The following is a 13,157-nucleotide window of genomic DNA, read 5'->3' on the forward strand; positions in this document are numbered from 1 at the left end:
TAAATTTTAATTTAAATCAACAAATGCGAGAACATTCGTGGAAAGAATTTATTCATTATTGGTTGTTACTAGTGGCGCGTTTTCGTCTTGCACCCATTCTGTCATGGAACCATCGTATACAGCGACATCTTTACGGCCTAGTGTATATAGAATGAAAGCATTCCATGTAGCAGCAATCCCACCGCCACAATATGTGATGACTTTTTTAGATTGATCAAATACACCGGTCGGCTCAAAAATTTCACGTAAATTTTCTTCATCTTTAATGAGAAGTGATTCATCATCTGATAAGTCGGCAAAGAAGACATTTTTACTATTAGGAATATGACCGGGACGACCGTAAGTGTTTTTCTTACCACTAAAGACATCTGGTGATAAACAATTCATAATAATCATGTTTGGATCATCTATCGCTTTTTTGACATCTTCTTTTGTAGCTAATAATTCCCGTCTTCTTCTACCATTAAAGGTTGCTTTTGGATAATATTCAATCCCAGACTTAATTTCTCTACCTTCTTCTTTCCATTTTCTAAACCCGCCGTTTAAGATTGAGACATTATCAAATCCTTCGAAGCGAAGTTGCCACCAAACACGTGATGCCCAATCAGATGCGGCATTCGGGGAGCCGACTTCAGCGATTTTGTCATAAATAATCACATGCGTACCATCACCGACACCCAATTTTTCAATCCCTTCTACGAACCTTTCTCGAGATGGCAATGTAAATGCTTTTGGATCATCTGGGTTTGCTAATTCGTTTACTACGTCCGCATGCACAGCACCCGGAATATGCTCTTCTTTATATGCGTCTCGTCCGTTCGTTACAGAGTAAAGTCCATCACCATCTGGTAACTTTAAGAAAGTCGTCGCGTCTAGTATGCGGATATTTTCATCATTTAAATGTTCCTCTAACCATTGGGTTGAAACAATTGGTGGAATCGTTTTGGTCATACTCTTCTCTCCTCTTTCGATTTTTGATTAATATAACATTATACCCATCTGTATACAAGGAATTAGGTTTGCAATGTTCATTTTTATGAAACAAACCATTATATTTTCATATTCCCTATTTATAAAGGTTAGAAACATTGATAAAAGCTTAATCATAATCATTATTTTATGAAAGCTTTCGAGCAAAAAAAACACTCTCCCTAAACCTGTTCATTGAATAGAGAGAATGAAATTAAGTAAAGACATTCGACATTCATACCAATAATTATAAGAAAATATCTTTTCGATTCGTCTCTACATTACAACTCAATCTTGCTACATAAGGCCCTCCTTTATGGAGGAAAGAAACAACGGGAAAAAAACCGATTCTTATTTTAATCGGTTTTTAAAATAATTTCCTATTAATAGAGGGTGCCTTCTGCTTCTTTTGTATAAATTTTCACCTGATCAAGTGCCCCATCTTTTAACTTAGTTACCCATTCTGGATCTGCAAGTAGGGCACGACCGATTGCCACGTAATCATATTCACCAGCATTCATTTTTTCATCGACAATTTTAAGATTTTTTTCAATGGTGATTTGTGCATTATCTTCACTACTTAAATATGCGCGATTAATGCCAATGGATCCAACTGCAATTGTTGGTTTTTGTGTGATTTTCTTTGTCCACGCAGCTAAGTTATATGTAGGGTGTTCATCTACAAATTCTGGTTCCCATATGCGTCTTGTTGAACAATGAAAAATATCTACACCCGCTTCAACTAAAGGTAATAATATGGTCGCAAGTTCCTTACTATTATTCGCTAACTTGGCTTTGTAATCTGTACCCTTCCATTGAGAATAGCGGAAAACAATTGGAAAATCGGGACCAACACTTTGTCTGCATGCCTTAACGACCTCTGCTGCAAATGTAGAGCGTTCCTGTAGGTCTCCACCATACTGATCTGTCCGTTTATTAGTCAGTTCCCAGAAAAATTGATCAATTAGATAACCGTGAGCTCCGTGTAATTCGATGCCATCAAATCCAATCTCTTTGGCAGATTTAGCAGCCTTTGCATACGCATCAACTAGGTCATGTATATCTTCTTCTGTAAGTACCTTGATTTGATCAATTTTCTTTCCTTTTAACGTGATTCCTGAAGGACTGACAGGCGGTGAATCGATGTTAGGTAGACTCCCGGCTTTTCTTGCTGCACCAACATGCCATAATTGTGGAATAATCTTCCCGCCGGCTTCATGTACTTGAGCTACTACATTTGCCCAACCTTTTAGTGCATCCTCGCCATAAAAAAGGGGAATTGTTTCACCAGCAACTGCTGATGGATGATCAATCGCTGTGCCTTCAGTAATAATAAGGCCTACACCATTTTCTGCTCTCCTGCGATAATATTGTGCTACCTTTTCATCTGGTACACCATTTGGTGAGAATCCTCTTGTCATTGGTGCCATTACTACCCTGCTTTTTAATTGCCCATTTCCAAATGACACCTTTTCCAATAAACTATGCCCTGCAATTTTTTCTACCATCTTTATCACTCCTTGCTTTCATTTTACAAAGAATGCTAACAAATACAAGTAAAATGCTTTCAATTAACAGAATATTTTATTCGTTTATCACTGCATAAAAAAACATTTCAACAAAAGGGATTGAAATGTTTTCTCTTTATTAGGAATCAGCTCTTTTAATTTCTTCAGGTTTAAAGCCATAAATGACAGAAACACCTAAATATAAAGAAAAGAAATCCAAGAACCAATTATTATTCCTTTCCTTTGTGTGAAGACAACGAAAGATCTCTTGGAACTGCATGCTTTCATTTGCCTTCACCACGGGGGTGATTCCGAAATATTTAATTACCGTATCTAAATTTAAATGTTTTGCAATCTTCAAAACATCCTCTAATAGTGAATAATAGATTGCGATTTCCTTTTCCTGAAATAGTTTAATCATTTGCGTATTTAAGTTAGTTAATAATAACCGTCCTTCTTCTTCATTCACAACAGGAACTTGATTTAACATTTCTTTTATATCGATTTTAATCACCTATTTTTCCAATTTTAATCATCTTAACGAGTTGAGAGTTATACTTGCAAAGGTTTATCAAAAACATAAATCGTCATCGCAATATCTTTTTCTAAATCAATATCAGTAAAAATATTGATTAATTGAGCACCAACGAGTCCTTCAAGTTTTTCAACCTTTTCTTTATCGCTATATAATTGTTTGATAAGGGTTGTTCGAGCTTCATGGACTACTTGGTAGCCTTTCGTTGATTCAATCATGAACTTCTCGACATTTGTTAAGTTCCCTTTCATTTCCGTAATCGCCCAACAGCCTGTAAATTTTGTAGTCATTTCTCTTGGCCCATTGCCTACATGTTTTTTTCGAATTTCTCTTATAATCATATTGAATTGATGTTCGATATTCATTAAAAGCGTCCTCCAATAATAAAGTCACAGTTTTTCCAGGTAAGTGTATAGCGCAAATGTAATCTTATGGTCCTCCATGTGATCATTAGATAAACCTATTCCTTTATGCATACAATAAGCCCGCCATAAAATAGTTTGTTTACGCAAACTATTTTATGGCGGGCTAATAGCAAAGCAGCAGACGCTACTCGTTATCCATCTCACCATTCACCTATTATTATATAGTAATAGGCAATATCTTTACCTATTAGCCATATATTACTTATATAAGTATAATTTCTTTCTCGAAAAATATCAATATTATAGAAAAAAATTGCTTTCTCTTCTATTCGATATCGTAATAATCTTATAGTTGCTTTGCAAGCAAAGGTACTACATTACTAAAGTAATCAAACTCCCCATCTCCTTTTAATCCAGCAATTTTAAATTCTTTTTTAATTATCATTATCGATATATTAACCTCGCCTATTTTCTTATCTAAAATATTCTATTATATCTATTCAACAAAAAATCCCTTCCTTCCTGTATTGAAGTAGGGATTTCATACTAATTATTGAACATTTATTCAACTACCTTGCCCTGTTAATTTAAGTACATTTTTTTCACAATCCCATTAGTGTAATCCTATTGAGACTCAGTTATTTTTACATAAAAGAGGGATTTCAAGCGTCTCAAATGACTCGTCTCAAAGGTATGAACGTTTTTAAATCTTTAAATTTAGAGTGATAAGCAGATTAAAGTTGTAAATCCGCACTTTTGAGACTACCCCGATATGAACTTAAAGAATTTGTTCTGCTACCAATTCTGAAAGAGTTTTAATTCCATAGTCAATTTCATCTAAGGATGCATAAGAATAAGAAATTCTCAAATATTGATCAGAGTGATACTCATACAAATCTCCAGGGTGAACAAGTATTTTCCGACGCAAGGCTTTTGTAAAAAGCTGGTACATGGATATACCTTTATTTAACTTAAGCCAGATGAAATATCCGCCTCTAGGGATATTCCATGTACCGATGCTAGTAAAGTATTTCTTTAATGCTTCAAGAGCAACATCTCTTCGAATCTTAACATTTTTCCGCATAATATCGTTATGCTGATAATAAAGGCCACTAGAAAATAGTTCTGTGGTTACATTTTGGGAGAGTGAGCTGGTTCCATAATCAGTTTGCATTTTTATATCTGCCAATCTTTTAATGACTTTTTCTGATCCAACAATCCAACCAATCCTGAGACCAGGACTTAAATTCTTCGATAATCCACCAATATATAAAACAAGTCCGTTGTTATCAAATGCCTTGATTGGCTGTGGAGGTTTTTCATCAAACCAAATCTCCCTATATACATCATCCTCTATAATAGGCAAACGGTCCCTATCACACGCTTCAACAAGCGTTTTTCTTCTTTCAAGTGACATGACACTACCGGTAGGATTTTGAAAAGTAGGTATTGTAAAAAGAATTTCTCCTTTTCTCCGCCTATGTCGATCAACCAATTCTTTTATTTCTATACCTTCTCCATCCTGCTTGATTCCCGAAAGTTGCATTCCGAACGATTGAAAGGTTCTAAGAGAGTAAAGGTAGGATGGCTTTTCAACATAGACTACTGAGTTTGTGTGCAAAAGGCCAAGGCAAATAAGCTGAAGTGCCTGCAAAACACCAGAGGTAATCAAGATTGAGGATGGATCAGCTTCTATTCCTATTGTTTTAAGGTACGTGCTTACCTCTCTTCTTAGATTGATATTCCCGTTCGGTTCTTCATAACCCAGCGATGTCATAGACTGTGACAGTTTTTTTAGTACGCCCTGAATCATTTTGTTAGGTATTAATTCAGGGGAAGGTTCACAGGATCCCATTCGGATGATACCAGGTTGGAATTCAGCTTGATTGATCTGCTGCATTATATTTTGATTTGTTTGATGTAATCCCGAAGATATATAGGGATGCCAATTATGTGAATGATTAATGGACATTAATGTCCATGTATTGTTTATTACTTTTGTACCTCCACCAGCATTACCGCTAATAAGGCCTTCAGCTGCCAGCTCTTCAAGGGCAGATACTACGGTACTTCTGTTTACACAGAAAATTTCAGAAAGCATCCGCTGACTTGGCAATTTGAAACCAACTGGCCATTCTCCAGTTACTATTTTATCTTTTATGAAATTAACAATCTGTATATCCAATCGATATGGATTGTTTCTATCAGGTTTCCAGTTGATATCAAACATAAATTCCCTCCAAAAACATAGTATTTTCACCATATCATTTGGTTGGTTAATTAACAACCAAGAATGGTTGGAGACTTTTTGTTGTTATTCAAATACAATTACATTAAATCTTTTCAAAAACCCTAATGGTAATAGGCACAGGAGTTCAGGCGTTTTTTTTAAATAGCCGCCACTCTATCTCAAGTTCAGACAATTAACAAGGTATATATATAACCCTGTAAAATATGAAAATGCATTAATATACCAGTCTTCAATAAAAACGGAACTCGGTAAAATCATAAATGATATCAACGATAATTATAATAAGAGCTGGAAACAAAGAATTGTGTCAGTTCAGTTTGTAGCTGTAAGAAATCCAATGAAAGCTTTGGAAGTAACCGATGCAGTAATTACGATTACGCCTTCGCGAAAACCATTGATTTTTAAGGATTGGATTAAGCCAGGCAAACATATCAGCTGTGTGGGGGCAGACATGACTGGAAAACAGGAAGTGGATGAAAAGATTTTGAGGTTGTTTCTGTATACGAAGATGATATAAAACACGTATCGACAGTGGGAGAAACAAAAAGTGCTATAAGGGCTGATATATTAGGCAAAAACAGTTTGACTGAAATTGGACCATTCTTACTTGGAAATGCGAAAGGACGTACAAGTGATGTAGAAATGACGATTTTTGATAGTACTGGCATAGCATTGCAGGATCTTGCAGTTTCAAAATATATTGTATCAAAAGCAGAAGAAATGAATGTCGGGACAATCGTACAAATATAAAATCAATATCTAATTTGGAGGGATCATATTATGAAGATAAAAGTTTATACATTAAATTCATTTGCAAAATCCATTGAGGGAGGGAACCCTGCCGGGGTGGTACTTAGCGCTGATTATCTATCAGAAGAGGACATGAAAAAAATAGCAGGTATCATCGGCTTTAGTGAGACTGCTTTTGTCATGAAGTCAGACCTTGCTGACTTCAAGGTTAGATTTTTCACACCTAATGAAGAGGTTGACTTTTGTGGCCATGCAACAATAGCAACGTTCTATACACTTTGCAACCAAGGCTATATTAAACCAGGGAAATATTCTCAAGAAACAAAATCTGGAGTTTTAAATGTAGAAGTAATGGAAGACTTATCCATAATGATGGATCAAAATGCACCAAGCTATTATGAAATAATAGACAAGGAGGAAATTGCAGATTCCTTAAATATTACTATAGATGAAATGTTAGGGGATCTACCAGTGCAAATTGTATCTACTGGTCTTAGGGATATACTTGTACCGATTAGAAACTTAGATATATTAAATTCTATAAAGCCAAATTTTGAAAAAGTATCTGAGATCAGCAGTAAATATAATACCATTGGATATCATATCTTCACCCTTGAATCACTTAAGGATTCAAATGCTCACTGTAGAAATTTGGCACCTCTATATGGAATTCCAGAAGAATCTGCAACTGGTACATCCAATGGTGCCCTTTCATGTTATTTATATAAATATGGTAAAATCAACTCTGAAAAAGAGATTAATCTGTCTGTTGAGCAAGGTTACTCTATGAAAAAACCTTCTGAAATAGTTATTGAGTTAACCACTCAAGGGAAAGAAATTATTGAGGTCAAGGTGGGCGGGAAAGCGTTGAATTTCTCTGAAACAGAGGTTGAAATATAATGAATGTAAATTTTAAATCAAAGAAATATTAAGACAGCCGGATTAGGTGTTGTGTTACATCTAGTATGGCTGTTTTTCTTTATTAAATATTCTTTAATTGTCGGTTATTAGAGCGTTATTGTGATGAATGAGGGCTTAGATGGTAATATCAATGGACCTGTCGATTACAGTGCTTATCCTATGTTTGCTTTTTTTGATATGGCATGGTTCTGATGAGAAATAGACAATAACAACGTGGTTTCAGAAGAAAATAAAAAACTACTCGAAAAAACCTTGCTTTCGCGGAGCTTATCGCTACGAACGTCATGCAAGGTTTTTTAATTCAATGAAATATACTTTTTATAATTGTAATTGTTTTTCTTTCGTTAGAGTTAGCTTACTTTTTTTGAAAGAATCCCTCAACATGTTGAGATGTAAAATCGGATAATTGTGCAAAGTCATATTGGGGATTGCGGTCTTTGTCAATGACCACAGACCGTACACCTTCATAGAAGTCACTATGGCTTAAAAAATTTCTAGCAAGTATGAAGTCTGTTTCTAAGCAAGTTGTGAGAGATTGTTCTTCACCGTCAATCAGTTGCTTAAGTGTGACTTTAAGTGATGAAGGTGATTTAGATAATAAGATATCACTTGTCGTTGTAGCGAAATCACTAGGATGTTCACGAAGAGAGTGTAGAATCTCTTCTAATGTTTGAAAAGAAAAGTGCAAATCAATTTCTTCTTGTAATTGTGATAACTTACTTTCTCCGCTTTCGTCGTTGGCGTACTGGTTGAGTAAATCATTCAAGTTATAATCGAGATTTACATCTAACCAATTCATATTCTCTAGATTTTCTAAGAGGGAGTTAAATTGTTCACTCTTGATGAAATAATCAGCTCCTCCTATGTAGAGAACATCAGATGCATGTATCGTCTCTGCCGTCAACGCTAAATAACGGCCAATATAGCCTGGAGCTTTGTTAAGGAAATAGGCTGCACCGACATCAGGGAAGAAGCCAATATTCATTTCAGGCATGGCCCACTTCGTCCGTTCAGTTACGATACGATAGTTTGCCCCATAAGTCAGTCCAACTCCCCCGCCCATTACAATACCATCAAGATAAGCAATAATGGGCTTTGGATAGTCATAAATTAATTGATCTAATTCATACTCCTCTTTAAAAAATTGCATTGCCAGACTTTTATTTTTTTCATTCAAGCGGGCATCGTATAAAGCTTTTATATCTCCACCTGCACACAAGCCTTTTTCTCCTGCTCCTTTGATCAGAATTATCTGTATGTGATTATTGTTTTTCCATCGCAGTAACTTTTCTTTAAGTGGTTGAACCATTGCTAAAGAAAGTGAGTTTAGCGCTTTCGGACGGTTGAGTGTAATCACACCTAACCCTTTATCATTTACTGTGAAGAGTACTTCATCTGTCATACAATCTCTCCTTCCATTTTTTTTAAAACCAACGTTCAGTTACGACTTTCTTTCTTGTATAAAATTGAACACCATCTTTTCCGTTAGTTCCTAAATCTCCATAAAATGATGATTTGTTACCAGCAAAAGAGAAAAACGCCATAGGAGCAGGTACATTCACATTTACACCAATCATACCTGCATCAATCTTCTCCCTGAAAATTTGTGCTTCTTTACCACTAGATGTATAAATAACAGCTCCGTTGGCAAATTTTGATTGGTTCGTTAAGGCGATACCATCTTCAAATGTTTTTACTCTAACGACACTTAAGACCGGTGCAAAAATCTCATCTTGCCAAATTTTCATATCGGATGTTACATTGTCAAATATTGTTGCACCTACATAATAACCATCTTCTGTCGTCTCTGTATCCCTACCATCTACGATTAAATTGGCTCCCTCTGATACCCCTGAGGCGATATATTGTAACACACGGGATTTATGAGTGTCACGAATGAGTGGTCCAACAAAATGCTCTTCAAACCGACCATCCCCGACAGTAAGTTTTTTCGTTTCTGCTACAAGTAGGTTCATAAAGTCATCTGCTATATCTTCTACAACGGCTACCACAGAACAAGCCATACATCGTTCCCCACTACTTCCAAACGCTGCGCCAATAACACCTTGAACCGTTTTTTCTAGATGACAACTAGATGATACAACTGCGTGATTTTTCGCACCAGCTAATGCTTGTACTCTCTTTCCGTGAGCGGTGCCAGTTTGATAAACATGTTTGGCGACCGGCTCTGACCCAACAAATGAAATTGCACGAATTTCTGGATGATCTAATAAGCGATTAACCACGTCTTTTCCTCCATGTACAAGGTTTAGTACCCCTTTAGGAAAACCTGCCTCATAGAATAACTCTACGAGTCTACCAGCCAAGATCGGCGTTCTTTCAGAAGCTTTCAGTATAAATGTATTCCCACAGGCGATTGCCAGAGGAAACATCCATAAAGGAACCATCATTGGAAAGTTAAAAGGGGAAATCCCAGCAACAACACCAAGCGGATAGCGCCAAATTGAGCCATCTATCCCTTCGGCAATACTAGGAAGTGCATCTCCCATCATTAAATTAGGAGTGGAGGTTGCGAGTTCAACGACTTCAATTCCTCTTTGTACCTCACCACGCGCATCCTTTAATGTTTTTCCATTTTCCTCTGTAATAATTTGAGCGAGGTTTTCTTTTTCCTCTTTTAACAAATGAAGATATTGGTAAAGCAGACGCGCTCTATTTGGGACGGGTACTTCAGCCCACTTAGGATAGACCGCAGCAGCAGCTTTGACAGCTAAATCAACATCTTCTTTACCAGAAAGGGGGACGTAAGCAATAATTGTCCCATTCGCCGGGTTCGGTACGGCTTCCACTTCCTTACTGCTTGAATCAACCCATTCACCATTAATATGGTTTTTCATTGTTGGAATTTCTGTTTTAATCATTCCTTCATCCCCGTTTCTTTCGCATTTTTTGTTTGATCATTTTTCACTTTTTCATAAAGAACAGCCATATCTTGGCTACCATAACCCTCGTTTTCAGCATTTTTGTATATATTTAATAGTAATTCACTAACTGGCAATTGCAATTCGTGTTCCTTGGCTAAATCAAGCGCGAAACCAAGATCTTTATTTAATAGCTGCAAGGTAAAACCGGGACGATAATCTTCGTTCGCGATAAAACTTTTATAGTTTCTTTCATATATCCGACTTTGGCCGTAGCTCACATTCAACATCTCAAATAATTGTGCTAAATTAATGTTGCTTTTTTCTGCCAGATTTAAGGCTTCGCTTACACCAGCAGTATAAAAACCGATAAGTAAGTTATTGATTAATTTGACTGCAGTTCCGCTTTCAATTCGTTCATTCACATGAAAAATATTCTCTCCAAGAATATTTAACAATGGTTGGGATTGCTCGAAAGCTTGTTTAGGACCACCGACCATAATGGTTAAAGTACGATTTTCAGCACCGATTACACCCCCACTGACAGGAGCAGCAAGAAAATGAATGCTCTTCTTTTTTGCTTCTTCTGCTAATTTTTGATTCAAGCTAGGAGCAACCGTACTTGTATCAATCAGGACAATGCCTTCACGTCCTTTTGTAATCAATCCTTCCTCACCTAAATAGATTTCTTCCACCGCTTTCATTGAAGGTAAGCTTGTGAAAATAAAATTTACTTGCTTTATGATATTATTGATAGATAATCCAATCACACCTCCCGACCTTAGCAATGCCGCTTCAGCATCTTTGTTGAGGTCGACGCCGTACACTTCATTGCCTTCTGATAATAAGCTTTGCGCCATCGGTAAACCCATATTCCCTAATCCAATAAAACCGATTTTCTCACCCATCATTTAAGCTCCCTTCATTTCAGTAATTTTGGTTGATCAATAAGTATTTGTGCTAATTGCCTTTTTTTCAATAACAGATTGCTGTAGAGTGGGATTTGGTAATTTTCAATGTTTGCGAATGCAACGAATCGTTCTTTTTCATCAAGTATCGCTGCTGAAATCAGGCTAATCGTTTGTTGTTTCAAATATTGAAAGCATTGTTCGCATATAATATCAGTCGCTAAATCTTTCCACTTTTGATTTTGTTTTCGATGTTGCAGTTTTGATGTCCGCATATAAGTCGATTCCATTGTGTATAGTTCTGTGATGATATTAGCTAAAAGACGTGCATACTGCTGTTCCCTATTTATATCAATTTTTGCATTTGAAACCGCTTCCAAAGACAGCGATAACAGTTCTTTTCCTAACTCAATAAATTGGCTGTTTCTATCTTGGTGTAATGGTGTAGGGGTATTGATTGTGATATCTTTAGATGAGTGTTTGTGAAGTAAGTTTTTTGCTATGGTTAAGCGATTGATTTCGTTTGTTCCTTCAAAGATACGACTGATTCGAGCATCCCTATATAGTCGCTCAACATCGTAATCTCTCATATAACCGTATCCACCGTGAATTTGAACGGCCTCATCTGTTACATGCCCAAGCATTTCAGAGCATCGTACTTTGTTTATGGCACATTCCATTGCGAATGCTTTTAAAGAGGTGATTCCTTCATCTGTTGGAGCTTGATCAATCATATCTGCTGTGCGATAAGCGGCACTTTCACTTGCATAAATAGATGTCACCATTTCAGCTAATTTTTCTTGTATCAACGTAAATTCAACCAGCGCTCTATCAAATTGTTGTCTCTCTTTCGCATAGCTAAGAGAAAAGTTGAAGGCTTGTTTAGCTGTGCCAATATTCGAGAAAGCTAGCTTCAATCTAGCAAGATTTAATATATTCATGGCAACTTGATGACCTTTTCCTTTTTCTCCTAGTATATTAGCGGATGGCACAACGACATCTTCCAATATAAGAGTAGCTGTTGATGATCCATGAATACCCATCTTTTCTTCTTCTGCACCAATAGATACGCCTGCTATGTCTCTTTCAACAATAAAAGCAGTCATCCCGTCATTTGTTTGGCAAAACACAACAAACACATTTGCTATGTGAGCATTGGTAATCCATTGTTTTTCCCCAATTATTATCCAACTATCACTCTTGCTGTTGTAAATAGCTCTTGTTTTCGGTGAAAGTGCGTCCGATCCAGCTCCTGCTTCCGTTAAGGCATAAGCACCAATCCAATCCCCGGAGATGAGTTGTGGTAAATACTTTTGTTTTTGTGCTTCTGAACCAAAATAAACATACGGTAATGTGCCAACACCTACATGAATATTATACGAAACACTAAAAGCCCCACCGTATCCTATCTTTTCAGCTATAAGCCCGGATAATTTTTTACCAAGTGCAAACCCGCCATAATCCTCAGGTACATCAATAGCTAGTAGACCTAGTTCCCCTGATTTTTGAAACAGATTCTTAGCCACTTCATAGTTCTTTTTTTCTAATGAATCTATTTGGGGCAACACTTCATTCTTAATAAATAATTCTGCCGTTTGTGCAATGAGTTGTTCCTCTTCAAGAAAATCTTCAGGAGAAAAAATATCTCCCTTTTCTTCTAGTGTTTTTTTTAGCTTCGCCATCGTGCACTCCCTTTACATCTTTCTATCTCCTTTGATTGAGCGCTTGCTCAAATCAGTAGCAAGAAGCAAACCACCTTCAAACAAAAAACAACTCCTGTTAAAAGAAGTTGTTAAGTAACGAGTGGACAAACAAATAAACATGTGTTGAGTAATATACATGTTCTTCTATCCGCACTTAACACCCCCTATCCGCGTAGGTAATGATGTTGGCTAAAACAGGCAGGTCTCCTGGCTTATGGTCGTGGCGGATTTGTTCCTTCCCTATTCAATAATGAATAAGTGGTTATGTACAATCCGCTCGCAAATACAGTTGCGGGACAGCACCGGAGTCTAACCGGTTTCCCTTTTAAGCTTGATGAACAAGCACCTGTTTATTTAGCTTATTT

At 36.6% G+C, this 13,157-nt stretch carries 12 protein-coding genes and 1 riboswitch; of the genes, 3 read left to right on the top strand and 9 right to left on the bottom strand.

The features are described from left to right. Nucleotides 1-48: 48 nt before the first annotated feature. From LG276_RS12060 to LG276_RS12080, 5 genes are all read right to left on the bottom strand, one after another. Nucleotides 49-951: a sulfurtransferase gene (locus LG276_RS12060; protein WP_224936477.1), complete on the bottom strand. Its 903-nt coding sequence runs from the start codon at nucleotides 949-951 to the stop codon at nucleotides 49-51. A 401-nt stretch (nucleotides 952-1,352) separates the two neighbouring features. After that, nucleotides 1,353-2,477, bottom strand: coding sequence for an NADH:flavin oxidoreductase (locus LG276_RS12065; RefSeq protein ID WP_224936478.1), 1,125 nt, complete (start codon nucleotides 2,475-2,477; stop codon nucleotides 1,353-1,355). A gap of 139 nt (nucleotides 2,478-2,616) precedes the next feature. Then, nucleotides 2,617-2,991, bottom strand: coding sequence for a hypothetical protein (locus LG276_RS12070; protein WP_224936479.1), 375 nt, complete (start codon nucleotides 2,989-2,991; stop codon nucleotides 2,617-2,619). Nucleotides 2,992-3,029: 38 nt separating this feature from the next. Next, nucleotides 3,030-3,377 carry a DUF2294 domain-containing protein gene (locus tag LG276_RS12075; protein ID WP_224936480.1) on the bottom strand — a complete coding sequence of 116 codons (348 nt, stop codon included), beginning with the start codon at nucleotides 3,375-3,377 and terminating at the stop codon, nucleotides 3,030-3,032. Nucleotides 3,378-4,155: 778 nt separating this feature from the next. Beyond that, complete coding sequence (locus tag LG276_RS12080; RefSeq protein ID WP_224936481.1) at nucleotides 4,156-5,607, bottom strand: PLP-dependent aminotransferase family protein; 1,452 nt, start codon at nucleotides 5,605-5,607, stop codon at nucleotides 4,156-4,158. 325 nt (nucleotides 5,608-5,932) lie between these two features. Here LG276_RS12080 and LG276_RS12085 point away from each other — a divergent pair, with 325 nt between their 5' ends. Genes LG276_RS12085 through LG276_RS12095 form a run of 3 tightly spaced genes read left to right on the top strand, consistent with a single transcriptional unit; the run spans nucleotide 5,933 to nucleotide 7,278 of the window. Continuing rightward, nucleotides 5,933-6,145, top strand: coding sequence for a hypothetical protein (locus LG276_RS12085; protein WP_251161635.1), 213 nt, complete (start codon nucleotides 5,933-5,935; stop codon nucleotides 6,143-6,145). Between the two features lie 14 nt (nucleotides 6,146-6,159). After that, the gene (locus tag LG276_RS12090) at nucleotides 6,160-6,378 is read left to right on the top strand and encodes a hypothetical protein (RefSeq protein ID WP_251161636.1); all 219 of its coding nucleotides are present in this window, start codon (nucleotides 6,160-6,162) and stop codon (nucleotides 6,376-6,378) included. 30 nt (nucleotides 6,379-6,408) lie between these two features. Beyond that, nucleotides 6,409-7,278: a PhzF family phenazine biosynthesis protein gene (locus LG276_RS12095; RefSeq protein WP_224936482.1), complete on the top strand. Its 870-nt coding sequence runs from the start codon at nucleotides 6,409-6,411 to the stop codon at nucleotides 7,276-7,278. A 376-nt stretch (nucleotides 7,279-7,654) separates the two neighbouring features. Here the strand turns inward: LG276_RS12095 and LG276_RS12100 are convergent, their stop codons facing one another. From LG276_RS12100 to LG276_RS12115, 4 genes are read right to left on the bottom strand one after another with little or no spacing between them, the layout of a single operon-like run. Then, nucleotides 7,655-8,701: an enoyl-CoA hydratase/isomerase family protein gene (locus LG276_RS12100; RefSeq protein ID WP_224936483.1), complete on the bottom strand. Its 1,047-nt coding sequence runs from the start codon at nucleotides 8,699-8,701 to the stop codon at nucleotides 7,655-7,657. Between the two features lie 22 nt (nucleotides 8,702-8,723). Continuing rightward, nucleotides 8,724-10,181: a CoA-acylating methylmalonate-semialdehyde dehydrogenase gene (locus LG276_RS12105; protein ID WP_224936484.1), complete on the bottom strand. Its 1,458-nt coding sequence runs from the start codon at nucleotides 10,179-10,181 to the stop codon at nucleotides 8,724-8,726. Further along, nucleotides 10,178-11,089, bottom strand: a complete 912-nt coding sequence (locus LG276_RS12110) for an NAD(P)-dependent oxidoreductase (RefSeq protein ID WP_224936485.1) — start codon at nucleotides 11,087-11,089, stop codon at nucleotides 10,178-10,180. The genes LG276_RS12105 and LG276_RS12110 overlap by 4 nt, the downstream gene beginning before the upstream one ends. A 14-nt stretch (nucleotides 11,090-11,103) precedes the next feature. Continuing rightward, nucleotides 11,104-12,771 (bottom strand): acyl-CoA dehydrogenase family protein, encoded by a 1,668-nt coding sequence (locus LG276_RS12115; protein ID WP_224936486.1) that lies wholly within the window; start codon nucleotides 12,769-12,771, stop codon nucleotides 11,104-11,106. Between the two features lie 200 nt (nucleotides 12,772-12,971). Next, a riboswitch (cobalamin riboswitch) is annotated at nucleotides 12,972-13,157 on the bottom strand.

The sequence above is a fragment of the Cytobacillus kochii genome (assembly GCF_044790165.1).
Taxonomy (GTDB): Bacteria; Bacillota; Bacilli; order Bacillales; family Cytobacillaceae; genus Cytobacillus; species Cytobacillus kochii.

Excerpts from the sequence above, each read along its gene's own strand:
- LG276_RS12060 (WP_224936477.1), bottom strand. The coding sequence starts at position 951 with ATGACCAAAACGATTCCACCAATTGTTTCAACCCAATGGTTAGAGGAA.
- LG276_RS12065 (WP_224936478.1), bottom strand. The coding sequence starts at position 2,477 with ATGGTAGAAAAAATTGCAGGGCATAGTTTATTGGAAAAGGTGTCATTT.
- LG276_RS12075 (WP_224936480.1), bottom strand. The coding sequence starts at position 3,377 with ATGAATATCGAACATCAATTCAATATGATTATAAGAGAAATTCGAAAA.
- LG276_RS12080 (WP_224936481.1), bottom strand. The coding sequence starts at position 5,607 with ATGTTTGATATCAACTGGAAACCTGATAGAAACAATCCATATCGATTG.
- LG276_RS12095 (WP_224936482.1), top strand. The coding sequence starts at position 6,409 with ATGAAGATAAAAGTTTATACATTAAATTCATTTGCAAAATCCATTGAG.
- LG276_RS12100 (WP_224936483.1), bottom strand. The coding sequence starts at position 8,701 with ATGACAGATGAAGTACTCTTCACAGTAAATGATAAAGGGTTAGGTGTG.
- LG276_RS12105 (WP_224936484.1), bottom strand. The coding sequence starts at position 10,181 with ATGATTAAAACAGAAATTCCAACAATGAAAAACCATATTAATGGTGAA.
- LG276_RS12110 (WP_224936485.1), bottom strand. The coding sequence starts at position 11,089 with ATGGGTGAGAAAATCGGTTTTATTGGATTAGGGAATATGGGTTTACCG.
- LG276_RS12115 (WP_224936486.1), bottom strand. The coding sequence starts at position 12,771 with ATGGCGAAGCTAAAAAAAACACTAGAAGAAAAGGGAGATATTTTTTCT.